This is a genomic window from Actinocatenispora rupis (genome assembly GCF_016861975.1).
Taxonomy (GTDB): Bacteria; Actinomycetota; Actinomycetes; order Mycobacteriales; family Micromonosporaceae; genus Actinocatenispora; species Actinocatenispora rupis.
This window is the reverse complement of sequence record NZ_BOMB01000023.1, coordinates 162068-184435: the sequence shown is the minus strand read 5'-3', so window position 1 is coordinate 184435 and position 22368 is coordinate 162068. Positions and strand designations below refer to the sequence as shown.

The following is a 22368-nucleotide window of genomic DNA, read 5'->3' as shown; positions in this document are numbered from 1 at the left end:
TGATTCCCCCTGTGCGGTCCCGTGACGGCCCTCATCATGTCGGTACGCGGCGCCCGGGTCGTCCGCCGCCGGAGGGCACGTGAGCTGCGTCCCGCGCGGTAGGCGCTGCGCGCCCGCTACCGCCGCTGCGGTACCGGCAACGGATAGGCTCGCTGTCGTGTCGGGCAAGCGGAACGTGCGTACCCTGCTGGCCAGTCGGGGGTTCCGCAGGCTCCTGGCGGCGCGGCTGACCAGCCAGTTCTCGGACGGGCTGTTCTCCGGCGCGCTGGCCGGATCGATCCTGTTCAACCCGGACCGGCAGGCGAACCCGGTCGCCATCGCCACCGGCTTCGCCGTGCTCCTCCTGCCGTACTCGGTGCTCGGCCCGTTCGTCGGCGTGTTCCTGGACCGCTGGCCGCGCCGCAACGTCCTCGTGTACGCGAACCTGGTGCGTACGCTGCTCGCGCTGCCGGCCGCCGCGCTGCTCGCCACCCGGCACGACGGTGTCGCGTTCATCCTGTTGGCACTGCTGGTGATCGGGATCAACCGGTTCATCCTGGCGGGGCACTCCGCGGCCCTGCCGCACGTGGTCGACGGCCAGCGCCTGATCACCGCGAACGCGCTCGCCCCCACCCTCGGTACGGTCTGCACGTCGCTCGCGCTGGGTGTCTCGGCGCTGGTGCAGTTCGCGGTCCTCACCGGGCCGCACGCGTACGGGGCGCTGGCGTGTGCGGCAGGCGTCGGCTTCCTGATCGCCGGGCTGCTCGCCCGGGCGTACTTCCGGGTTCCGGAGCTGGGGCCGGACGCGTCGACCCGGCGTGGCGGCTCGGTACCGGCGGAGCTGGTGATCGTGGCGCGCGGGATGGTCGCCGGCGCCCGCCACCTGCTCGCCCGGCCGAACGCTGCGACCGTGCTCGCCGCCCAGTCCGCGTACCGGGTGCTGTACGGGGTGCTCACCGTCGCCGCGCTTCTCCTCTACCGGAACTACTTCGCCGCCGGCGCGCACTTCACGCACTCGATCGTCGGCCTGGCGCAGGTGGTCGTGGCGGGCGGCGCGGGTTCGTTCGTCGGCGCGATGGTCACCCCGCCCGGCGTACGGCGGTTCGGCGGTCGGGCCTGGGTGACGCTGCTGCTCACCGCCGCCGGCGTCCTCGTGGTCCTGCTCGGCGCGCCGTTCGCGCAGCCGCTGCTGGTCCTCGCGGTCTTCGCGATCAACATCGCCTCGCAGGGTACGAAGATCGTCGTGGACACCACGCTGCAACGCGAGTGCACCGACGAGTTCCGCGGGCGGGTGTTCAGCGTCAACGACACCACGTACAACGTGTGCTACGTGCTGGGCCTGTTCGTCGCGGCCCTCGTACTCCCGGCGGACGGGCACTCGCTCGTCATGGTCTTCGTCATCGGCCTCGGGTACGCCGCGGTCGGCCTCGGCTACCGGGTACTGTCCGGCGCCCTGGCGCACCGCGACCCGGCCACGACCGGTACCCCTTCTGTCCACAGTGGAGAGTCATGAGCAGGTTCGTCGAGCTGTCGCACGGCATCCGGGACGGCATGGTCACCTACCCGGGCATGCCCGAACCCCGGCTGTCCACGTACAAGTCGCGCGCGCAGAGCGGCGCCGAGTTGGGCACCGGCGTGTCGTTCGACATCGCCCGGATCGAGCTGGTCGCCAACACCGGCACGTACCTCGACGCGCCGTACCACTACCACGCCGACGGCGCGGACGTCGCCGCACTGCCCGTCGAACGGCTCGCCGACGTACCGCTGGTGGTGGTCCGGGCGGTCGACGCGCCGCACGTCGACGCCGCCGCGCTCGGCGATCCCGGGCGGTTCTGGGGCCACGCCGTCCTCATCGAGACCGGCTGGTCCCGGCACTGGGGCACCCCCGCGTACCTGACCGGCAGCCCCTACCTGACCGCCGACGCCGCCCGCGTCCTCATCGACGCCAACGCCGCGCTCGTCGGCGTCGACACCCTCAACATCGACGATGTCACCGACCCGCACCGCCCCGTACACGACGGGTTGCTGGGGGCCGGCATCCCGATCGTCGAGCACCTGACCAACCTCGCCGCGCTGCCCGACACCGGCGCCCGGCTCACCGCGCTCCCGGCTCCGGTGCACGGCATGGGCACCTTCCCGGTCCGCGCGGTGGCCCGGCTCGCCTGACCCGTCAGTACTGCGGGTTCTGGTTCGGGTACTGCTGCCCGGGAACGCCGGGCTGGCCGGGCTGCGTCTGGCCGGGCTGGGCCTGGCCGGGCTGGGCGCCGTACCCGGGCTGGGTGGGGCCGCCGGGCTGGGCGGCGCCGGGGAAGCCGGGCTGCGCGGGCTGTACCGGAGCGGCCGGCTGGCCCGCCGCGGGCGCCTGGCCGGGAGCCGGGGCCTGGCCGGCGGGCTGGGCCGGGAACCCTTGCGGCGTACCGAATCCCGGCTGCGCCGGAGTGCCGGGCTGCGCGCCGAACCCGGGCTGCGCCGGGGTGAACGCCGGCTTCGGCGTCGCCGGTGCGTCGCCGGTCTTCTTGAAGATGCCGACGAGCAGCAGCGCCCACCCGACGAGTTCGAACAGGGTACGCACCGCGCCGGTGATCCCCAGGTACGCGGAGATCTGGCCGTAGCTCATGTGGTTGTCGGCGGCGATCGACGGCATGAACGCGGTCAGCGCGGACGTGACCACCGCCGCGATCGCGGCGAGCAGCATGGCCACGAACCCGAGAAGGGTGAACAGGGAACGGTTCCCCAGCCGTTTCCGGAGGACCAGCGACAGCACCAGGCCGACGCCGATGATCAGTGCCTGGGGGATGGTAAGCAGCAGGTTGACGATCAGGGACGTGGCCGCGCTGTCCATAGGGCGGTCCTCTCAGTTCTCCGGTGGCAGGAGGCCATTGTCCCGGGCCCACCGGAACAGTTCGGCCTCCGCCTCGTCAGGGGGCAGGGGACCGCGCTCCAACCGCAACTCCTTCAGGTACTTCCACGCGGCACCCACGGCGGGGCCGGGTGGGATCCCCAGCAGCTTCATGATGGCGTTCCCGTCCAGATCCGGGCGTACCCGGGCGAGGTCCTCCTCGGCCTGGATGCGCGCGATCCGCTCCTCCAGCGCCTGGTAGTCGGCGGCGAGCGCGGCCGCCTTGCGCCGGTTACGGGTGGTGCAGTCGGACCGGACCAGCTTGTTCAGCCGCGGCAGCAGCTCGGCCGCGTCCGTCACGTACCGCCGGACGGCGGAGTCGGTCCACTCGCCGCGGCCGTACCCGTAGAAGCGGAGGTGCAGCGCGACGAGCCGGGAGACCTGCGCGATCGTCTCCTTCGGGTACTTCAGGGCACGCATCCGCTGCCGGGTGAGCCGCGCGCCGACGACCTCGTGGTGGTGGAAGGACACGCCGCCGTCCGGGCCGACCGCCTTCGTCGCCGGCTTGCCGATGTCGTGCAGCAGCGCCGCGAGTCGGAGGATCAGGTCGGGACCGTCGGACTCCAGCCGCACCGCGTTCTGTACGACGGTGAGGGTGTGCTCGTACACGTCCTTGTGCTGGGCGTGCTCGTCGATCTGCATCCGCAGCGCCGGCAGTTCCGGCAGGAACGTCTCGGCGAGTCCGGTGTCCACCAGCAGCCGCAGCCCGGCCACCGGGTCGGCGCCGATCATCAGCTTCGACAGCTCGTCCCGGATGCGCTCGGCGGTGATGCGGCCGAGGTCGCCGGCCATCGCCGTCATCGCGGCCCGGACGGCCGGGTCGACGGCGAACCCCAGCTGCGCGGCGAACCGCGCGGCCCGCAGCATCCGCAGCGGGTCGTCGGCGAACGACTCCTCCGGCCGCCCCGGCGTACGCAGTTGCTTCGCGGCCAGGTCCACGAGCCCGCCGTACGGGTCGGCGAACTCGTGCCCCGGTACGGAGAACGCCATCGCGTTCACGGTGAAGTCGCGGCGTACCAGGTCGTCGTCGAGGCTCGTCCCGTACCGGACGATCGGGTTGCGGGTGACCCGGTCGTACGCCTCCGCCCGGTACGTGGTGATCTCGATGCGCAGGCCGCGCCGCATCGCACCGATCGTGCCGAACGTGATGCCGGTGGTCCAGGTCGTCTCGGCCCAGCCGGTGAGGATCTCCAGCGTCTGGTCCGGATGCGCGCTGGTGGCGAAGTCGAGGTCCTGGTCGGTGAGCGCGGTACCGCCGGCGAGCAGCGCGCCGGGGCGGCGCAGCAACGCGTCCCGGACGGAACCGCCCACCAGGTACAGCTCGTGGCCGGCGGCGGCGAAACGGCGGCCGAGCTCGTCGGCGAGCGGTGGCACGGTGATCAGTTCGGCGACGGCCCGGCGCTGCGCCTCGGTGGGTTCGCGTCGCTGCACGGCGTACGGTGTGGACTCGGTCATGGCCCGGCCAGCCTAGCGAGCCGACCGCGACGCGGGGTAACGGGCAGGTCGGCGCCCGGGTCGTGAGCCGCACGACCCCGGCGTTCCCGTCAACCCGCCCCGGGGGCGGGCGCTAGGGTCGTCACATGTCAAGCCATGACCGCTCGCCCTCCGCCGAGCAGGGTTCCCCTGCCGAGGGTTCGACCGCGCGGCCAGGCAACGGGACAAACCAGCCCAACGCGTCGGGCGCCGGCCCGGCCGAGTCCGGTGGTGGCCGCCGCAGGCGTCGCCGTCGCCGCCGCTCCGGCCGCCGCCCCGGCGCGACCGCACCCACCGCCGACAGTCCGGACGTACCGGCCGGCGAGGCACCGGCCCAGCCGGACGCGACCCGTACCAACGGGTCGGCTCCTGCCCACACCACGGGGCCCGAGCCCGCCGACAAGCCCGCGACCAGCGAGGACACCGGTGGGAAGGCACGCCGGTCCCGGCGCCGTCGCCGCCGCGGCGGCAGCGGTACCAGCGCGCACGCCGGTACGGAGGGCGCTGCCGAGGCGCCGGCGCGTACCGAGGAGGCGGCGCGACCGAAGCAGGCCAAGCGGCGCAAGCGTCGGGTGGAGACGCCGCCACCGGGCCAGATCCGCGGCCGCCGGCGTACCCGGTCGGGTCGGATCGAGGAGGTCTCGTCGGGCGGGCTGGTCATCGACGACAGCGGCGCCGAGGTGCGCGGCGTGCTGATCGGCAAGCACGACCGGCGCGGGCGGCTGGTGTGGTCGCTGCCGAAGGGTCACGTGGAGCTGGGTGAGACCCTGGAGCAGACGGCCGTACGGGAGATCGAGGAGGAGACCGGGGTCCGCGCCGACGTGCTGCACCGGCTCGGCGAGGTCGACTACTGGTTCATGCTGCACGGCGAGAAGATCCACAAGACCGTGCACCATTTCCTTCTCCGGTTCACCGGCGGCGAGCTGTCCGACCGGGATGTCGAGGTAGTGGAGGTCGCGTGGGTGCCGCTCGACGAGATCCCGACCAGGCTGGCGTACCCGGACGAGCGCCGGCTCGTCGCGCAGGTGCCCGGTCTGCTGTCCCGTCGGTCGGCGTGAGCGCCCGATGAGCGAGCCGCAGGGCCGCGTCTACCGCAGCGGCGACGACCCCCGCATCCAGCACCCGGCGCCCACCGCCGACGACCCTTCCCGGTACGAGCCGGCCACCGACGACCGCACCGCCGCGTACTCCCCGGACGGTCACGCCGAGCCGACCGCGGCGTACGGCGAGCCGACCGCGGCGTACCCGGGGGTGGTGGAGCCTGTGCCGCCCGCGCCGACCGCCGCCGGCGACGGGCTGTACCGGTCGTCGTACGCGGCGGCGCGCGAGGCGACGGGCCTGATGGCCCCGGTGTCGACGACGGTCGCCGACCCCGCCGCCACCGGTACGCTGCCGCCCCAGGCCGGCGAGCCCGACATCGACGAGGGCGGCACGGACGCGGGCGGCCGCGCCGGCGTGTTCCGCAACAGCGCGGTGATGGCCGGGTTCAACCTGCTCAGCCGCCTCCTCGGGTACGGCCGCACGGTGGCGATCGGCGCCACCCTGGGCCTCACCATCGGCAACGCGTACACGACGGCGGTCTACTCGCCGCAGATGCTGTACGAGCTGCTCATGGGCGGCACGCTGACGAGCGTCGTGGTGCCGCTGCTGGTCCGGGCGCGCAAGCGCGACGCGGACGGCGGCGAGGCGTTCACGGAGCGGTTCGCGACGCTCGCGGCGACGATGCTGCTGCTGGTCGCCGGGCTGGTCACGCTCGCCGCCCCGGCCATCTCCTGGTACCTGACGCGCGGGCTGCCGATCCACGGTGTCGTCACGTCGCTCAGCTACGTGATGCTGCCGGCGATCTTTCTGATGGGCATGTCGGCGCTGTTCCAGGCGATCCTGAACACGCGCGGTTCGTTCGCGGCGCCGACCTGGGCGCCGATCCTCAACAACCTCGTCATCATCGGCTTCTTCCTGACGTTCGGCTGGATCTGGCCGGACGAGCCGACCGTCGACTCGATGACGACGCCGAAGATCCTGGTGCTCGGCCTCGGCTTCACCATCGCGATGGCGGTACAGGTCGTGGCGCTGGTACCGGCGCTGCGCAAGGTGAAGTTCCGGTTCCGGCCGCGGTTCAACTGGCGCGGCATGGGTCTGCGGCACATCGCGAAGCTGTCCGCCTGGGCCCTCTGCTACGTCGCGATCAGCCAGATCGGCATGACCGTCGTCATCCAGATCGCCGGCTACGCCTCGAAGTCCCACGCCTCCGGCACCATCGTGTACGACTACGGCTTCCTGCTGATGATGACCGTCAACGGGATCGCCGCCGTGTCGGTGATGACGGCGCTGATGCCGCGGATGTCGGCCGCCGCAGCCGACCAGCGGTACGCCGACGTCGCCGCCAACCTCTCCCTCGGTACGCGGCTGTCGTCGGTGCTGCTCATCCCCGGCACCGCCCTGCTCGCCGTACTCGGGCCGGACATCGCCATGGTGCTGTTCCGGTACGGGCACTTCGACCACGCCGCCACCGTGTCGACCGGCCTGGCCGTCGCGATGGCCGGCTTCGGCCTCGTCCCGTTCGCGGTCAGCCAGCTCCAGATCTTCACCTTCTACGCCCTGCCCGACACGCGTACGCCCGCGCTGGTGAACGTGCCGGTCGTCATCGTGAAGGTGGCGTTCGACCTGCTGGCGTTGCAGTTCGCCCCGCTCGACTGGCTGGTTCCGCTGCTGTTGCTGGGCAACGCGGTGTCGTTCGTGGTCGCCGCCGTCGTGTCGTACGCGCTGCTGCGGCGCCGGATCGGCCCGCTCGGCCTCCGCCAGGTGGCGAGCACCCTGGTACGGCTGACGGCGGCCGCCGCGATCGCCGCGGTACCGGCCTGGCTGGTGGACCGGCTGCTCAGCGACGCGCTGGGGACGGGCCGGCTGGCGAGCCTGGCCGCGATCGCCGCGGGCGGCGCCGTCCTCGGCATCGTCTACTTCGTGCTCGCGTACCTGTTCCGGGTGCGTGAGGTGAGCGAGGTCGTCGGGATGGTGCGCCGCAAGCTGGGCCGCTGACCGCCGTCGGTGCGGTCAGTTCGCGTGGTAGGTGGCGCGCAGCAGGTCCTCGGTGCCGGCGTACATCTCGCGGACGACGGCGCCGTCGTGCCGCATCAGATAACCCCGCCCCGTACGGCGGACCAGCAGGGCGTCGGAGCGCGCGTCCGGTGCGGGCCGCAGCGCCTCGGCGTCCGGGTACGCCAGCCACGCCTCGTACACGGAGGTGCCGAGGCCGACGCCCTCGACGGTGCGGTCGGCCGGACCGAACGGCCAGAGCAGCACCAGCCGGTCGTGCCTGAACACCGTCCTCCCCGGAACCATGCGGCCAAGCATGCCGAGTCACCGACCCGACTGCCATCCGATTTGCCGCGTTACCGTCTGGTAGTACTGTTTCCCCGCCGGCTATGGGCGACTATCACCGCATTGACGGACGCTTCGATGGAGTGAGAGGCGCGCCACAGACGGCGATCAGCGCCGCCGCCGGGCCGTACCGAAGAGGCTGCGCATGACCTCGCGCCCGGCGCTGGACGCCGCCGACCGCAGGAAGCTCTTCACCTCGCTACGCCCCAGCACCTGCTGGACGAGCCCCTGGTCCTCGTGCTCCTTCGCCGCCGGCCGGCGCTTCCCCGCCGCCTCGTCCTCGGCCTTCTCCTCGTCCGGCGCGGGTGCCAGCCTCGCCGCGAGCATCTCGTACGCGGACTCGCGGTCCACGGCCTCCGCGTACCGGGGCCAGAGCGGTGAGCGGTGCACGCGGTCGGTGAGGTCGGCGGGGTCGAGCGGCCCCATCCGGGAGGTCGGCGCGGCCAGCCGGGTCCAGGCGACGGGGGTCGGCGCGCCGGTCTCCGACAGCACCGTGACGACCGCCTCGCCGATGCCCAGCGTCGTCAGCAGCTCGGCCAGGTCGTACGACGAGGTCGGGAACGTGGAAACGGTGGCGCGCAACGCTTTCGCGTCGTCCGGCGTGTACGCCCGCAGCGCGTGCTGCACCCGGTTGCCGAGCTGCCCGAGTACGTCGGGGGCGACGTCCTTCGGGGTCTGCGTCACGAAGAACACACCGACGCCCTTGGACCGGATCAGCCGTACCGTCTGCGTGATCGAGTCGAGGAACGCCTTGCTCGCGCCGTCGAACAGCAGGTGTGCCTCGTCGAAGAAGAACACCAGCTTCGGCTTGTCCACGTCGCCCACCTCGGGCAGATCGTGGTAGAGGTCCGCCAGCAGCCACATCAGGAACGTCGCGAACAGTCGCGGTTTGCCGGCCAGTTCGGACAGTTCCAGCACGCTGACCACACCGCGCCCGTCCCCCTCGGTACGCAGCAGGTCACGCGTGTCGAACTCCGGCTCGCCGAAGAAGTCCTCGGCGCCGTCGTCGGCGAACGCGACGAGCTTGCGCAGCAGTACGCCCGCGGTCTGCTTGGAGAGCCCGCCGAGCGCCGCGAGTTCGGCCGCGCCCTCCGGCGACGTCAGGTACGTCACGACGCTGCGCAGGTCCTTCAGGTCGAGCAGCGGCAGCCCGTGCTCGTCGGCGAAGTGGAACACCATCGACAGCGACGACTCCTGCACCTCGTTCAGGTCCAGTACGCGGGACAGCAGCAGCGGCCCGAACGCGGTGACCGTCACCCGTACCGGCACGCCCGTCCCGCGTCCGCCCAGGCTGTAGTACTCGCCGGGGGTGCCGGCAGGTCGCCAGTCCTGACCGATCGACTCGGCCCGCGCGGTGAGCTTCGCGTTCGCCTCGCCCGGCTCGGCGATCCCGGACAGGTCGCCCTTCACGTCCGCCAGGAACACCGGTACGCCGGCGGCGGCGAGCTGCTCGGCGAGTACCTGGAGGGTCTTGGTCTTGCCGGTACCGGTGGCTCCGGCGACGAGGCCGTGCCGGTTGAGCATGCCGAGCGGGATCCGTACCTTGGCCTCGGTCGCGACGGTGTCCGGACCGGTGAGCAGGGCACCCAGGTCGAGGCAGGGCCCGTCGAACGCGTACCCCGCGGCGACGTCCCGGACGTGGTCGGCCGTCATGTCGCACCCCCCAGTGACGTTCGCCTCGGGTTCGTAACGAAGCGTAGGGAGTTCACGACGGTTGTGCGTGGGAGATCACGAAGTCCGCGGAACGCCGCAACCACCGGCCGTCCGGCCGCGTGTATGGCTGTCGGTGCCGTCGTCGGTGCGACGTCGGGAGAGTTCGTGGGCGACGTGCCGGTCACCGCGAGTGGTCGCGGAGTTTGACAAACAGGGAAACCGGCAACAAAAGACATCTCATCCATCGAGTACTGAACAGAGACGCGATACGGTGGCACGGGCCCGGACCACCGCCCGTCACGGCGGTGCGTTACGGGTCGTAGTGGCCGGGATTACCGACACATCATCAACACGCTGGAGTTGAGCAGGGTGCTGCTTGCGCGCGTCCCGGAGGACCTAGGCTGTGAGTGAACGTCGGGTCGCACTTGAGCCTGCCGTTGTCGAAGGCCCCGGAGGGAGGACTGGGTTGACCCAGGTCGGAGCCCCCGCGGTCGGCGAGGTGCTGGCTGACAGGTACCGCCTTGAGGAGCACATTCACGACGACTCCACGGGGCGGCAGGTCTGGCGCGGGGTCGACGTCATCCTCCGGCGCGCGGTCACCATCGTCCTGAAGTACCCCGGCGGCGCGGACGCCGAGGACATGTTGCAGGCCGCCGTCGCCGCCAGCCGCGTCGTCCACCCGCACACCGTCGGCGTGTACGACGCGGTCGACGAGGGCGACCGCGCCTACGTGGTCCGGGAGTACGTGGACGGGCGGTCGCTGCGCGAGATCGTGCAGACGGACGGGCCGCTCACCGCGGAACGTGCGACCGGTGTCGCCCACGCCATCGCCGACGCGCTGGCCGCCGTACACGAGACCGGTGTGGCGCACGGGAACGTGCACCCCGGCACCGTGCTGCTCGGCGGGCCGGACGACCGGATCGTACTGGCCGACGCCCGCGCCAGCGACGAGGCCAGCCCCGAGGCGGACATCCGCGGACTCGGCGGCGTGCTGTACGCGGCGCTCACCGGCTACTGGCCGGAGGACCTGCCCGGTGACTACGGTCTGCCGGCCGCGCCGCGGGTCGACGGCAAGCTCGCGCCGCCGCGCCAGGTCCGCCCCGGCGTACCGAACTATCTCGACGCGCTGACCATGGACCTGCTGGACGACCAGCTCCCGCCGCCCACCGCGGCCGAGCTGTCCGCCGAGCTGGGCCGGCTCAACGTGGCGAACGAGGTGAGCGGCCCGCTCGACCTCGTCACCGTGGAGCCGCCGAGCCAGCAGGAGCGCCGCCCGGTCTGGAAGAAGCTGGCCGTCGGGATCGCCGCGCTCGCCGTGATCTCGCTGGTCGGCCTGCTCCTCGGGACCAAGTGGGTGAGCAGCAACACCAACGACGGCGGCGGGCCGGACAGCACGCCGACCGGCCAGAGCACCCAGGCGTCCGCACCGACCGCGATCAAGCCGGTCGGCGTCCGCGTCGTCGACCCGAAGGGCGGCGACCGTACCGAGCTGGACGGCGCGCAGAGCACCGTCGACAGCAGCCAGACGACGCTGTGGAAGACCCAGGCGTACAACGACGCGCGGTTCGGCCGGCTCAAGGAGGGCATGGGCATCCTGCTCGACCTGGGCAAGGCGCACGACGTCAACACCGTCTCCGTGGTACTCACCGACAGCGGCGCGACGCTCGGCCTGCGGATGGGCAGCAGCGACCCGGCCAACGGCGGCGCGGGTACGACGGACACCGACACCACCGTGATGGACACGTACAAGGCGGTGCCCGGGGCGGGTCAGCAGCAGGTGCAGGTGACGAAGTCGTGGACGCTGAGCGGCGTCAAGACGCGCTACCTGATGGTCTGGATCACCGGCCTCCCGCAGAACTCCGACGGCAAGTACCAGATCGGCATCAAGGACATCAAGGTTCGCGGGCAGTGAGCCGGCCCGGTTCGGCAGGCAGGTAGCGGCACCGTGCGGCATGACCCCTCCGTCGCTGGTCCCACGGACCCGCGGGACGACGCCGAACTGCTGCGCGCGCACGTCGCCGGTGACCCCGCCGCCTTCGAGACCCTGGTACGCCGGCACGCGGACCGGCTGTGGGCCGTGGCCCTGCGTACTCTCGGCGACCGGGAGGAGGCGGCGGACGCGGTCCAGGACGCGCTGCTGTCGGCGTACCGGAAGGCGGACCGGTTCCGCGGCGAGTCGGCGGTCACCACCTGGCTGCACCGGATCGTCGTCAACTCCTGCCTCGACCGGGCGCGGCGCCGGCAGGCCCGCCCGACCGTTCCGCTGCCGGAGCAGGGCGCGGGGGAGCCGGTCGCCGGCGGCGAGGACCGCGACACCACGCTGACCGTACGGGCGGCGCTCGCCGAACTGCCGCCCGACCAGCGCGCCGCCCTCGTCCTCGTCGACGTGTACGGGTACCCGGTGGCGGACGCGGCGCAGATCCTCGACGTGGCACCGGGCACGATCAAGAGCCGGTGCGCCCGCGGCCGGGCGAGACTCGCCGCACGTCTGGGTCACCTTCGGAACCAGGAGCCGTCCCCGGACGTCACATCGGGGACGGCACGCCCGCGAAAGGAGGCCCCGTGAGCGACACCGCGCGCCCCGACGACGCCTCCACCGGGGTGGACGTCGATCTCGTCGCCGACTACCAGGCCGGCGTCCTCGCCGGTACGCCGGAGGAGGCTCGGGTCGCCGAGCTGATCGCGACCCGGCCCGAGTGGTCGGACGCGGCGCAGGCGCTCGCCGACGCCGACCGTGTCGTACTGGAGGATCTGGCGGGGTTGGGTGCCGAGCCGGCGCCGATGCCCGCGGACGTGCTGTCCGGGCTGGTCGAGGCGATCCGGGCGGAGCGGTCGGCCCCGTCGTCGGCTGCGGCCGGCGGCGCGGTGGTCGGGTTCGACGCCGCCCGACGCCGCCGCGTACGGCGGGCCCGGTGGGTGCTGGGCGCCGCGGCCGCGGTCGTGGTGGTGGCGCTGCTCGGCCTGGTCGGTACGAGCGTGCTGCACGACGACTCGGCGAAGCAGGCGAGTTCCGCGAGGTCCGGCGCCGCGCCGACCAGTACGGCGCCGCATCCGGACCTGGGCCCGAACAACCAGCCGCGCCCGGGTCTCGCCGGCCCGACCCTCGGCGCCAGCGGCACCGACTACACGCCGGCGACGGTGGTCCGGGTGGTGCGGGCGTCGGGCGGCTCGTCGCTGGGGGCGGCGGCCCGCGGCCAGGTCCCGGCGCAGCTCGACCGCCTGACCCGGCCGGACCAGCTCGACGGGTGCCTGCGCGCGATCGCCGCCGGCCATCCCGGTACGCCCCGGACCGTGGACTACGCCCGGTTCCGCGGCGCCCCGGCGATGGTGGTGTGGCTGGTACAGAACGGGTCGTCGGGCATGATCGTCGCGGTCGGGCCGGAGTGCGGCCCCGACGACCCGCACCTCGTGTACGAGACGGTCGTCCTCGGGGCCCACGAGACCACGCCGAAGTAGGCGGGTGCGCCCGGGGTGACACGCACCGCAACCGGGAATCCTGGTCCGTACGATGGCGTTCTGCCGGCTGAGAGCACCGGCCGGGGCCGTCAGGTCCCGCACCGTACGGAGCAAGGAAGAGGGTCGTGTGGTGGCAGACGTCCGTAACCTGATCATCGTCGGGTCCGGGCCGGCCGGATACACCGCAGCCGTGTACGCGGCGCGGGCCAACCTCAACCCGTTGGTCATCGAAGGTGCCCAGTCCGGCGGTGCGCTGATGACGACCACCGAGGTGGAGAACTTCCCGGGCTTCCCGGACGGCATCGACGGTCCGGACCTCATGGACAACATGCGCAAGCAGGCGGAGCGCTTCGGCGCGGAGCTGCTGACCGACGACGTGTCCCGGGTGGAACTGTCCGGCGCGGTCAAGCGCGTCTGGGTCGGCGACACCGAGTACCAGGCGAAGGCCGTGATCCTGGCGACCGGCTCCGCGTGGCGTCCGCTGGGCGTACCGGGGGAGCAGGAGCTGCTGGGGCACGGGGTGTCGTCCTGCGCGACCTGTGACGGGTTCTTCTTCCGCGGGCAGCACATCGCGGTCGTCGGCGGCGGCGACTCGGCGATGGAGGAGGCCAGCTTCCTGACGAAGTTCGCCGACACGGTGACGATCGTGCACCGGCGCGACGAGTTCCGGGCGTCGAAGATCATGGCGGACCGCGCCCTGGCGAACCCGAAGATCAAGGTCGTCTGGGACTCGGTGGTCACCGAGGTACTCGGCAAGGACAAGGTCGAGGGTGTCCAGCTCAAGAACCTGAAGACCGGCGAGACGTCCACGCTGGACGTGACCGGCCTGTTCATCGCGATCGGCCACGACCCGCGCAGCGCGCTGTTCGAGGGCGAGGTCGACCTCGACGACGAGGGGTACGTGCGGGTCGACGCGCCGACCAGCCGTACGAACGTGACCGGTGTGTTCGCGTGCGGCGACCTGGTCGACCACACGTACCGGCAGGCGATCACGGCCGCGGGCACCGGGTGTGTCGCGGCCCTCGACGCCGAGCGCTTCCTCGCCGCCAGCGAGTGAGTTTTCCCAGAGAGGGGTAGGTAGATGGGCAAGGCTGTCACGGACGCGAGCTTCACCGCCGACGTCCTGCAGGCGGACAAGCCGGTACTGGTCGACTTCTGGGCCGAGTGGTGCGGTCCGTGCAAGAAGGTCGCCCCGGTGCTCGACCAGCTGGGCGCGGAGTACGCGGACCAGATCGAGATCGTCAAGCTGAACATCGACGAGAACCCGAACGTGACGCGGGAGTACGGGGTGATGTCGATCCCGACGCTGACCGTGTTCAAGGGTGGCAAGCCGGTGCAGTCCGTCGTCGGCGCGCAGCCGAAGAGCCAGCTCACCAAGCTGATCGAGTCGGCGCTGTAACGCTTCATCTGTTTCGTACTAAGTCGTAGTTGGGACCGGGTCGCCAGTAGGGCCGGTCGGGGTCACGTGGACGGGCGCCCTGTTGTCTTGGCCACGTGATTCCGAGCGGGGCACCCGGTCCCGACCGCGTTTCCGGCCGGCTGTGTCGTCACGACGCACCCGGGTACGGAACGGGCAGGCGGGAACGGCCGATCCCGTACTGGACCAACCTGGGCCACGGAGTACGCTCCGATGTCTGTGGTGCTCACGGCACGTGGTTTCCGCCGTCGACGCTGGGCACCCGCGGCCGGGTCCTTCCGAGCGCCTGCCGTCCAACCGCCGTGAGGGAGGCACCACGTATGCGTCCGATCCGACCGGGTGATCGCGGTCCGGCCGTTGCCGAGATCCGCTCCGTCCTCGCGAGGCTCGGGCTGCTGGGTGATACCACCTCCGACGAGTACGACTCGTCGACCGTGCACGCGGTCCGTGCGTTCCAGCAGTCCCGCGGGCTGACCGCGGACGGCGTCGTCACCGACGAGACCTGGCACGTACTGGACGGTGCGCGCTGGCAGCTCGGCGACCGTACGTTGTTCGCCGCCCGCCCCGAGCAGCTGACCGGCGACGACGTCCGGCAGCTCCAGGAGCGCCTGCTGGAGATGGGGTACGACGTGGGTCGCGCCGACGCCGTCTTCGGCGACCGGACCGCGCACGCGCTCGGCCAGTTCCAGCGGGAGGTCGGCCTGACGTCGGACGGCGCGTTCGGGCCGGCGACGATGGCCGCGCTGCGCCGCCTCGGCCGCAAGGTGACCGGCGGCCGGCCGCAGCTGCTCCGCGAGTCCGCCGCGCTGCACCACGCCGGCCCCGCGCTCGTCGGCAAACGGATCGTGATCGACCCGGGCCACGGCGGCGACGACCAGGGCGTCGTCGTACCGGACGGGATGCTCCGCTGGACCGAGGCCGACCTGGTGTACGACCTGGCCTCGCGGCTGGAGGGCCGGCTCGCCGCGGCCGGCGTACAGGTGCATCTGACGCGGAGCCGGGAGACGTGGTTCTCCGAGCGGGACCGGGCCCGCTTCGCGAACGAGCTGGGTGCCGACCTGCTCGTGTCGCTGCACGCCGACGGCCACCCGAACCCGGCCGCGCAGGGCGTCGCCACGTACCACTTCGGCGGGGCGCACGGCGTCGCGTCGACGGTGGGGGAGCTGCTCGCCGGGCTGGTCGAGCGCGAGGTGGCCGCGCGTACCGGGATGCTCGACTGCGGCAGCCACGCCAAGGGCTGGGACCTGCTGCGACTCACCCGGATGCCCGCCGTACGGGTCGAGGTCGGCTACCTGACCTCCCCGGAGGACCGCGCCCGGCTGATCGACCCGGTCTTCCGGGACCGCGTCGTCGAGGCGATGGTCGCCGCCATCCAGCGCATGTACCTGACGAAGGAGTCGGACTACCCGACCGGGACGTTCGACGTCAGTTCGCTGCGTGCCGCGGTGGCCGCGGCGCACTGACCGGTCAGACCGCGGCGTGGGTCGCCGGACGCAGCAGCGACTCCGGCGACATCGAGCCGAGCAGCTTGTCCAGCGCGGCCTCGACGTCCGACTTCCACGACAGCGCGGTCCGCAACTCCATCCGTAGCCGCGGGAAGCGGGGATGCGGGCGCACGGTCTTGAAGCCGACGGCGCGGAAGTAGTCGGCGGGCGCGACGCAGTGCGGCTGGTCCCACTGCGCGTCGCCGAACGCCTCGATCGCCTTGATGCCGCGCCGGGTCACGTCCCGCGCGACGCCCTGGATCAGCATCCGGCCGAGCCCGCCGCCGGCGAAGTCCGGCACCACGTGCGCCGCCATCAGCAGTACCGCGTCGGGGCTCACCGGACTCGTCGGGAACGCCACGGACCGCGGCACGTACGCCGGGGGCGCGAACATCACGTACCCGGCGGGGGCGGAGTCGACGTAGATCAACTTGCCGCAGGAACCCCACTCCAGCAGGGTCTGCGAGACCCACGCCTCCTTCTCCAACTCGGTGTCGCCGCTCGCGCGGGCCCGGTCGGCAGCGACGGGGTCCAGCTCCCAGAACACGCACCCGCGGCACCGCCGCGGCAGGTCCTCCAGCGTGTCGAGGGTGAGACTCACCAGGCGCCGGGACACCACACCCCCTGGTACGTCGGTCGTCACGGGCCAAGGGTGATCGTACGCGTTCTGCGTCACGAACCGGCGCGATCGCGGTTGACCTGCCGGTACACTCGGCCGAACCCGTGCGCCGCAGGTGCGGACCCGCCATCGCCGCCGTCGTTCGTGCCGCACCGGCGCCGTTTCCGGCAGAGGGGGCGCCGTGTCCGGCACGACACTGGACGACTACACCGATCTGTATGCGCAGCGGGTCCACGGCATGAAGGCCTCCGAGATCCGCGCACTGTTCTCCGTCGCGAACCGTCCCGAGGTGGTCTCCCTCGCCGGCGGCTCGCCGTACACGGCGGCTCTGCCGCTCGACGCGATCGGCGAGATGGTCGCCGAGCTCATCCAGCGGGAGGGCGCACCGGCGCTCAACTACTGCGTCGGGCAGGGCGAGGCGGCGCTGCGCGAACAGATCTGTGCGGTGATGGCCGAGGAGGGCGTGGACGCGTCCGTCGGTGCGTCGCCGGACGACGTGGTCGTCACGACCGGTTCGCAGCAGGCGCTCGACCTGGTCGCGCGGGTCTTCCTCGACCCCGGTGACGTGGTCCTCGCCGAGGCCCCGAGTTACGTGGGGGCGCTGGGTGTCTTCCAGGCCGCCGAGGCCGACGTGGTGCACGTACAGATGGACGACGACGGTCTCGTACCGGAGGCGTTGGAGGAGGCGATCGCCGCGGTCGCCGCGTCCGGCCGCCGCGCCAAGTTCCTGTACACGGTGCCCGCGTTCCACAACCCGGCCGGCGTGACGCTGGCCGAGGAGCGGCGCGAGCGGATCCTGGAGATCTGCCAACGTCACCATCTGCTCGTACTCGAAGACAATCCGTACGGGTTGCTCGGGTTCGAGGAGCAGCCGCCGGCGCCGCTGCGTTCCCGGGCCCGGGACGGGGTGCTCTACCTGGGCACGTTCTCGAAGACGTTCGCCGCGGGCATCCGGCTCGGCTGGATCCTCGCGCCGCACGCCGTCCGCGACAAGATCGTGATGGCGTCCGAGGCGTCGATCCTCTGCCCGCCCACGTTCAACCAGCGCATCGCCACGCGCTACTTCACGACCATGCCGTGGCGCGAGCAGCTCAAGGTCTTCCGCGAGCTGTACCGGGAGCGGCGGGACGCGACGCTCGCCGCACTCACCGACTTCATGCCCGACGGCGTCCGCTGGACGCACCCCGGCGGCGGCTTCTACGTGTGGCTCACCCTGCCCGAGGCGCTCGACTCGAAGGCGATGATGCCGCGCGCCATCAACGCCCGCGTGGCGTACGTGCCGGGCACCGGGTTCTACGCGGACGGATCGGGCACCTCGCACCTGCGCCTGTCGTACTGTTTCCCGCCGCCGGAACGGCTGCGCGAGGGGGTCCGTAGGCTCGGGCACGTGATCGAGGAAGAACTCTCCCTGCGCAGCACGTTCGGCGCGACCGGCTCGGCCGGCGCGCCCCGGCGCGTGGCCGGCGACGTACCGCCGGGCATCGCATGAGCGCAGAGCGCGGGCAGGCTCCGGCAGCGCCCGCCGACTCCACCAGCGGTACGCCGACGCGCGTGCTCGTCCTCGCCGGCGGCCTGTCGTACGAGCGGGACGTGTCGTTGCGGTCCGGGCGCCGGGTGCTGGACGCGCTGCTGGGCGCCGGGTTCGAGGCCGAGCTGCGCGACGCCGACGTGACGCTGCTGCCGACGCTGACCGCGGACCCGCCGGACGCGGCGTTCATCGCGCTGCACGGCAGCCCGGGGGAGGACGGCTCGCTCCAGTCGGTACTCGACCTCGCCGGCGTGCCGTACGTGGGGTCCACGCCGCACGCGGCGCGCCTCGCCTGGGACAAGCCGACCGCGAAGACGATCCTGCGCGAGGCCGGCATCCCCACCCCCGACTGGGTGACGCTGCCGCAGACCACGTTCTCCGAGCTGGGCGCCCAGTCCCTCCTCGACCATGTCGTACGGCGGCTCGGCCTGCCGCTGATGATCAAGCCGGCGCACGGCGGGTCCGGCCTGGGCGTCCAGCGGGTGACGTCCGCCGACGCGCTGCCGGCCGCGATGGTCGGCGCCTTCGCGTACGCGCCGACCGCGCTGATGGAGCGGTTCGTACCGGGGATCGACGTCGCGGTCAGCGTGGTCGACCTGGGCGACGGTCCGCAGGCGCTGCCCGCGGTGGAGATCGTCCCGCCGGACGGCAACTACGACTTCGCCGCGCGGTACACGGCGGGCATCACCACCTGGCACTGCCCGGCCCGCCTGCCGGAGAAGGTCCTGGACGAGGCGGCCCGGATCGCGGTCGCCACGCACACCGCGCTCGGCCTGCGCGACCTGTCCCGCATCGACCTGATCGTCGGCCCCGACGGCGACATCCAGGTACTCGAAGCGAACGTCGCGCCCGGCATGACCGAGACGTCGCTGCTGCCGATGGCCGTCGAGGCCGCCGGACGCAAGCTCGGCGCCGTACTCGAACGGCTCGTCTCGGCGGCGACCGCCCGCGGCTGACCCGCCACCCCGTCCGGCCCGGCCTGTACCTACAGGCCGGGCCGCGTACTTTCCGAGGTTCGTCACGCCGCCCGCGGTCGGTCCTCCGTACCCGGAAGCGCCTGACAGCGGGATCACAGGATCTTGGCGACGGGCGCGACGTAGCGTGGAGTGCGGGGGGAACGCATGCTCGACGCGGAACGGGTCGGTCCGAGCGCACCGCTGGAGTCCTGGTGGGTGCCGACCAGTGTGCTCGCCGGCACGGCAATCCTCGTGACGCTGATCCTGGTCGCCCGGCGCCGCGGCTGGCTGCGCCGGCGTACCGGGGCGCTCGCGGTGGGGGTGGTGGGCGGGCTGCTCGGCCTGCTGACCGGGCTGAACAGCTACGCCGGCTACCTGCCGACGCTGCGGTCGCTGCCGGCGATGGTCGGCTACCCGGGCGACACGCGGGTCAGCGGCGACACGGACCTGCCGCGCGGCAGCGGTTCGCTCGTGGCGTCGATCCGGCTCGGCTCGTCGGCCCTCCGCGTCCCCACCCAAACCGTCTACCTGTACCTGCCGCCCGGCTACCGTTCCGGCGCGACCCTCCGGTACCCGGTGCTCTACCTGTACGGCGGCTGGCCGGGCCGGAGTACGGACTGGCTGGCGGCGGGGCGGCTGCCCGAGATGATGGATGCGCTGATCGCGCAGCACCGGATCCAACCCATGATCGTCGTCATGCCGGACACCACGCTCGGCGGCTTCCGCGACACCGAATGCCTCGACGCGGTCGGCGGGCCGCGCCTGGAGTCGTTCCTGACCGGCCCCCTCGTCAAGTACGTCGACAGCCACTTCCGTACGGTCGCGGACCGGTCCGGGCGGGCGCTCGGGGGCATGTCCTCCGGCGGTTTCTGCGCGCTCAACCTCGGCCTGCACCACACCGGTCAGGTCGGCGCGATCGCCGCGCTGGAGCCGTACCCGTCGCCCGGTGGCGGTCCCGAGTCGTCCGCGCTGCACAACGACCGCACCCTGGTACGCCGCAACACCGTCACCGAGTACCTGCCGACGATGCGGTTCGCGGGTCGGGTGCCGGTGTTCCTCGACTGGCCAGGGCGCGCGTCCGGCTCCGAACGCGCCGACAACCTGCGCATCGCGGCGCTGCTGCGGCAGCGCGGCCAGCCGGTCGTCACCACGACCGAGCCGACGTTCCACACCTGGCGCGAGGCGCAGTACGCGGAGCCGGCGATGCTCACGTTCGTCGGCGGGCACCTGGGCCAACCGACCCGTACGCCGGTGTCGGCGGCCGGGTCCGCTACCCGGCCCGGCGCGCCGCGGTGACCACGTAGCTGACCTCGTACCGGAAGGGGCCGTGCAGGGCGGCCTCCCACGCGGCGCGCTCGGCGGCGGTGATTCGGCCCGCCGCCTCGATCAGCTCGCCCCAGCCGGTCACCCCGAATGCCAGCGCCGGATCCGTCAACACCAACCGGTACGCGTCGCTGACCACGTCCACCAACCCGAGCGCGGTGAGTCGACCGGCGAGCCGCCCGGCCAGATCGGGGTTACGGATGCTCCGCCGACGGAACGCGACGACCTCGGCGACCAGCGCGGCGCCCGACCGTACGCCAACCGGCTCCGCCTCGATCGTCAGCGTCGACTGGTCCGGATCGGCGAACACCAGCCGGCCGCCGGGACGTACCACGCGGGTCGCCTCGGCGAGGGCGGTGTCCGGGTCGGGCACGTGTTGCAGCACCCGGTCGGCGCGCACCGCGTCGAACGACCCAGCCGCGAACGGCAGGCGCCCGGCGTCCGCGACCACCGCCACCCGACCGCGGTCGTACGCCCGGCGCGCCATCGCCATCGAGTTGTCGACCCCGACGTACGTCGTCTCGCCGCCCGGCCCGGCACCCACGTCCAGCGCGCGACCGCCACCGACCAGCTCCCGCATCCGCTCCCGGTACGCCCGGACCACCGGCCACCGTTCGAGGTCCTGCTGGACCGTGACCATCTCGTCGGGGTCCTCGGTGTCGTCCACCCGGTCCCACACGTACGGCTCCTGCGGCTCGGACACGGCGGCCTCCGGAACGGTCAGGCGACAGGCAACCACATGATGATCTCGTCCCGGTCGTCGTCCGCGCCGACCCGGATCGCCGCGGGCAGCCGCCCCACCTCCCGGTACCCGTGCCGGCGGTAGAACTTCTCGATCCCCGTACCGCCGCGGACCGCCAGGTGCAGCGCGGCCAGGCCGAGATCGCGGGCCACCTCCCCGACCGCCCGCATCAGCCGGTCGCCGAGCCCGGTGCCCTGACGTTCCGGATCGACCTGGACGCGGACCACGGTGCGCCAGTGCCGCCGCAACCCGCTCGACCCCTCTTCCAGTACGCACCAGGCGAGGACACGGCCGTCCTCCACCAGCGCCACGAGCACATCCGTACCGGCCGCGACGGCGGCCAGGGTGCGCTCGGCGGTCGGCCGGATGTCGTCCACGGTGACCGGCGGTACGAAGCCGACCGCCCCGCCCGCGTTCGTCACGCGCACCCAGAGTTCGGCGATCTCGTCGACCAGGTCGGCGGTCACGGTCGGGTTCACCCGCGTCTCGATGGCCATGCGGTCATCGTCCGGGTGCCGCGCCGGCTCCACTCGCCCGGGCGCCCCGGAGTACCTCAGGCCACACCCACCCCGCGCTCCAGCCACAGCACGTCCCAGTACCGGCCGAACTTGCGGCCCACCTCCCGGAAGGTGCCCACCGGCGTGAACCCGAAGCGGAGGTGCAGCCGCTCGGACGCGGCGTTCGGCAACGCGATCCCGGCGTACGCCCGGTGCACGTCCTCCGTGGCGAGCGCCGCGAACAGCGCCTCGTACAGCCGGCTCCCGACACCGCGCCCCACCGCGTCGGGGGAGAGGTAGACGCTCGTCTCCACCGACGGCAGGTACGCCGGTTTCGGCCGGAACCGGCTGCTCGTCGCGTACCCGAGGATCGTGCCCGCCTCCTCCGCGACGAGCAGCCGGTGCGGCCCGGTCGGCGGATGCGCGTCGAACCACGGCCGCCGCTCCTCGACCGTCGACGGCGTCAGGTCGAACGTGATCGGCGTCGACGTGACGTAGTGGTTGTAGATCGCGGTCAGCTCCGGCAGATCCGACTCCTCGCCCGTACGGATCCGCCCGCTTGCCCCGGTACTCGACATGCCCCCACCCCACCACGCCGATGTGTCCCGCACATTTCCTCGTATGTGCTGGCGCCCGTGTCATGGGGCGCTTGTTTCACGTGAAACGGGACGCGGTGGGTGCGAGGTCCCAGACATGTTGGAGCACCCCCACACCCTCGCGTCGGTACGGATGCGGCGGCTCCGCTGTGCTCGTCGCCGTTCGAGCTGCTCGGGTGTGGCGCCCGTTGTTGAGCCGCCCGCCCTGCGGTCAGTTAATGGATCGGCCGAGCATTCTCGCTCTCGGCCTCGCCGACACTCGGCTGCGCCCCTCGCGTTCTGGCCCCGAGTTCAACGGGCTCAGGTCCGCCGGGCGCAGGATCGCTCGGTTCGGGTTCACTCGCTCGGCAGCCACCGGGCTCTGGGGG

Annotated in this window: 21 protein-coding genes; 13 read left to right on the top strand and 8 right to left on the bottom strand. The window is 72.5% G+C overall.

What is annotated here, in order from left to right; all coding sequences use genetic code 11:
• Positions 1 to 157 precede the first annotated feature (157 nt).
• Entirely contained in the window at positions 158 to 1492 is a 1335-nt protein-coding gene (locus Aru02nite_RS20635) for an MFS transporter (protein WP_203660100.1), read from the top strand.
• A complete protein-coding gene (locus tag Aru02nite_RS20630) occupies positions 1489 to 2145 on the top strand; it encodes a cyclase family protein (protein WP_203660098.1) in 657 nt (218 codons plus the stop codon). Before Aru02nite_RS20635 ends, Aru02nite_RS20630 begins: the two co-directional genes overlap by 4 nt.
• A 4-nt stretch (positions 2146 to 2149) precedes the next feature.
• On the opposite strand, the gene Aru02nite_RS20625 is transcribed toward Aru02nite_RS20630, so the two are convergent.
• On the bottom strand, positions 2150 to 2821 hold the full coding sequence (locus Aru02nite_RS20625) for a hypothetical protein (RefSeq protein ID WP_203660096.1): 672 nt from the start codon (positions 2819 to 2821) through the stop codon (positions 2150 to 2152).
• Positions 2822 to 2833: 12 nt separating this feature from the next.
• On the bottom strand, positions 2834 to 4333 hold the full coding sequence (locus Aru02nite_RS20620) for a CCA tRNA nucleotidyltransferase (RefSeq protein WP_203660094.1): 1500 nt from the start codon (positions 4331 to 4333) through the stop codon (positions 2834 to 2836).
• A 125-nt stretch (positions 4334 to 4458) separates the two neighbouring features.
• Between Aru02nite_RS20620 and Aru02nite_RS20615 the strand changes: the two genes are divergently transcribed.
• Both Aru02nite_RS20615 and murJ read left to right on the top strand, forming a co-directional pair.
• Positions 4459 to 5409 carry an NUDIX hydrolase gene (locus tag Aru02nite_RS20615; protein ID WP_203660092.1) on the top strand — a complete coding sequence of 317 codons (951 nt, stop codon included), beginning with the start codon at positions 4459 to 4461 and terminating at the stop codon, positions 5407 to 5409.
• 7 nt (positions 5410 to 5416) lie between these two features.
• Complete coding sequence (gene murJ / locus Aru02nite_RS20610; protein ID WP_203660090.1) at positions 5417 to 7387, top strand: murein biosynthesis integral membrane protein MurJ; 1971 nt, start codon at positions 5417 to 5419, stop codon at positions 7385 to 7387.
• Positions 7388 to 7402: 15 nt separating this feature from the next.
• Here the strand turns inward: murJ and Aru02nite_RS20605 are convergent, their stop codons facing one another.
• Both Aru02nite_RS20605 and Aru02nite_RS20600 read right to left on the bottom strand, forming a co-directional pair.
• On the bottom strand, positions 7403 to 7690 hold the full coding sequence (locus Aru02nite_RS20605) for a hypothetical protein (protein ID WP_203660088.1): 288 nt from the start codon (positions 7688 to 7690) through the stop codon (positions 7403 to 7405).
• A gap of 147 nt (positions 7691 to 7837) precedes the next feature.
• Positions 7838 to 9382 (bottom strand): helicase HerA-like domain-containing protein, encoded by a 1545-nt coding sequence (locus tag Aru02nite_RS20600; protein WP_203660085.1) that lies wholly within the window; start codon positions 9380 to 9382, stop codon positions 7838 to 7840.
• Between the two features lie 466 nt (positions 9383 to 9848).
• Here Aru02nite_RS20600 and Aru02nite_RS20595 point away from each other — a divergent pair, with 466 nt between their 5' ends.
• The 6 genes from Aru02nite_RS20595 (at position 9849) to Aru02nite_RS20570 (ending at position 15718) form a co-directional block, all read left to right on the top strand.
• Entirely contained in the window at positions 9849 to 11294 is a 1446-nt protein-coding gene (locus Aru02nite_RS20595) for a protein kinase family protein (RefSeq protein WP_203660083.1), read from the top strand.
• Positions 11295 to 11327: 33 nt separating this feature from the next.
• The gene (sigM, locus tag Aru02nite_RS20590) at positions 11328 to 11948 is read left to right on the top strand and encodes an RNA polymerase sigma factor SigM (protein WP_203660081.1); all 621 of its coding nucleotides are present in this window, start codon (positions 11328 to 11330) and stop codon (positions 11946 to 11948) included.
• Positions 11945 to 12838, top strand: a complete 894-nt coding sequence (locus Aru02nite_RS20585; protein WP_203660079.1) for an RsmA family anti-sigma factor — start codon at positions 11945 to 11947, stop codon at positions 12836 to 12838. The genes sigM and Aru02nite_RS20585 overlap by 4 nt, the downstream gene beginning before the upstream one ends.
• 130 nt (positions 12839 to 12968) lie before the next feature.
• Positions 12969 to 13895, top strand: a complete 927-nt coding sequence (gene trxB, locus Aru02nite_RS20580) for a thioredoxin-disulfide reductase (RefSeq protein WP_203660077.1) — start codon at positions 12969 to 12971, stop codon at positions 13893 to 13895.
• A gap of 24 nt (positions 13896 to 13919) precedes the next feature.
• Positions 13920 to 14237: a thioredoxin gene (gene trxA / locus Aru02nite_RS20575; RefSeq protein WP_203660075.1), complete on the top strand. Its 318-nt coding sequence runs from the start codon at positions 13920 to 13922 to the stop codon at positions 14235 to 14237.
• A gap of 338 nt (positions 14238 to 14575) precedes the next feature.
• Positions 14576 to 15718: an N-acetylmuramoyl-L-alanine amidase gene (locus Aru02nite_RS20570; protein WP_203660073.1), complete on the top strand. Its 1143-nt coding sequence runs from the start codon at positions 14576 to 14578 to the stop codon at positions 15716 to 15718.
• Between the two features lie 4 nt (positions 15719 to 15722).
• On the opposite strand, the gene Aru02nite_RS20565 is transcribed toward Aru02nite_RS20570, so the two are convergent.
• Positions 15723 to 16355 carry a GNAT family N-acetyltransferase gene (locus Aru02nite_RS20565; protein ID WP_203660378.1) on the bottom strand — a complete coding sequence of 211 codons (633 nt, stop codon included), beginning with the start codon at positions 16353 to 16355 and terminating at the stop codon, positions 15723 to 15725.
• Positions 16356 to 16539: 184 nt separating this feature from the next.
• Here Aru02nite_RS20565 and Aru02nite_RS20560 point away from each other — a divergent pair, with 184 nt between their 5' ends.
• The 3 genes from Aru02nite_RS20560 (at position 16540) to Aru02nite_RS20550 (ending at position 20138) form a co-directional block, all read left to right on the top strand.
• Positions 16540 to 17847 (top strand): aminotransferase-like domain-containing protein, encoded by a 1308-nt coding sequence (locus Aru02nite_RS20560; RefSeq protein ID WP_203660071.1) that lies wholly within the window; start codon positions 16540 to 16542, stop codon positions 17845 to 17847.
• Positions 17844 to 18842 (top strand): D-alanine--D-alanine ligase family protein, encoded by a 999-nt coding sequence (locus Aru02nite_RS20555; protein WP_203660069.1) that lies wholly within the window; start codon positions 17844 to 17846, stop codon positions 18840 to 18842. Before Aru02nite_RS20560 ends, Aru02nite_RS20555 begins: the two co-directional genes overlap by 4 nt.
• A 165-nt stretch (positions 18843 to 19007) precedes the next feature.
• Entirely contained in the window at positions 19008 to 20138 is a 1131-nt protein-coding gene (locus Aru02nite_RS20550; RefSeq protein WP_203660067.1) for an alpha/beta hydrolase, read from the top strand.
• Here Aru02nite_RS20550 and Aru02nite_RS20545 read toward each other — a convergent pair.
• The 3 genes from Aru02nite_RS20545 to Aru02nite_RS20535 are packed head-to-tail and all read right to left on the bottom strand — an operon-like array spanning position 20113 to position 21982.
• The gene (locus Aru02nite_RS20545; protein WP_239076825.1) at positions 20113 to 20868 is read right to left on the bottom strand and encodes a methyltransferase domain-containing protein; all 756 of its coding nucleotides are present in this window, start codon (positions 20866 to 20868) and stop codon (positions 20113 to 20115) included. The two genes, Aru02nite_RS20550 and Aru02nite_RS20545, sit on opposite strands and share 26 nt — an antisense overlap.
• Before the next feature lie 17 nt (positions 20869 to 20885).
• Positions 20886 to 21404: a GNAT family N-acetyltransferase gene (locus tag Aru02nite_RS20540; protein ID WP_203660065.1), complete on the bottom strand. Its 519-nt coding sequence runs from the start codon at positions 21402 to 21404 to the stop codon at positions 20886 to 20888.
• A 56-nt stretch (positions 21405 to 21460) separates the two neighbouring features.
• Positions 21461 to 21982 carry a GNAT family N-acetyltransferase gene (locus Aru02nite_RS20535; RefSeq protein WP_203660063.1) on the bottom strand — a complete coding sequence of 174 codons (522 nt, stop codon included), beginning with the start codon at positions 21980 to 21982 and terminating at the stop codon, positions 21461 to 21463.
• Positions 21983 to 22368 lie beyond the last annotated feature (386 nt).

Excerpts from the sequence above, each read along its gene's own strand:
- Aru02nite_RS20570 (WP_203660073.1), top strand. The coding sequence starts at position 14,576 with ATGCGTCCGATCCGACCGGGTGATCGCGGTCCGGCCGTTGCCGAGATC.
- Aru02nite_RS20630 (WP_203660098.1), top strand. The coding sequence starts at position 1,489 with ATGAGCAGGTTCGTCGAGCTGTCGCACGGCATCCGGGACGGCATGGTC.
- Aru02nite_RS20620 (WP_203660094.1), bottom strand. The coding sequence starts at position 4,333 with ATGACCGAGTCCACACCGTACGCCGTGCAGCGACGCGAACCCACCGAG.
- Aru02nite_RS20625 (WP_203660096.1), bottom strand. The coding sequence starts at position 2,821 with ATGGACAGCGCGGCCACGTCCCTGATCGTCAACCTGCTGCTTACCATC.
- Aru02nite_RS20615 (WP_203660092.1), top strand. The coding sequence starts at position 4,459 with ATGTCAAGCCATGACCGCTCGCCCTCCGCCGAGCAGGGTTCCCCTGCC.
- Aru02nite_RS20550 (WP_203660067.1), top strand. The coding sequence starts at position 19,008 with ATGCTCGACGCGGAACGGGTCGGTCCGAGCGCACCGCTGGAGTCCTGG.
- Aru02nite_RS20555 (WP_203660069.1), top strand. The coding sequence starts at position 17,844 with ATGAGCGCAGAGCGCGGGCAGGCTCCGGCAGCGCCCGCCGACTCCACC.
- murJ (WP_203660090.1), top strand. The coding sequence starts at position 5,417 with ATGAGCGAGCCGCAGGGCCGCGTCTACCGCAGCGGCGACGACCCCCGC.
- trxA (WP_203660075.1), top strand. The coding sequence starts at position 13,920 with ATGGGCAAGGCTGTCACGGACGCGAGCTTCACCGCCGACGTCCTGCAG.
- Aru02nite_RS20605 (WP_203660088.1), bottom strand. The coding sequence starts at position 7,690 with ATGGTTCCGGGGAGGACGGTGTTCAGGCACGACCGGCTGGTGCTGCTC.
- Aru02nite_RS20600 (WP_203660085.1), bottom strand. The coding sequence starts at position 9,382 with ATGACGGCCGACCACGTCCGGGACGTCGCCGCGGGGTACGCGTTCGAC.
- Aru02nite_RS20535 (WP_203660063.1), bottom strand. The coding sequence starts at position 21,982 with ATGTCGAGTACCGGGGCAAGCGGGCGGATCCGTACGGGCGAGGAGTCG.
- Aru02nite_RS20540 (WP_203660065.1), bottom strand. The coding sequence starts at position 21,404 with ATGGCCATCGAGACGCGGGTGAACCCGACCGTGACCGCCGACCTGGTC.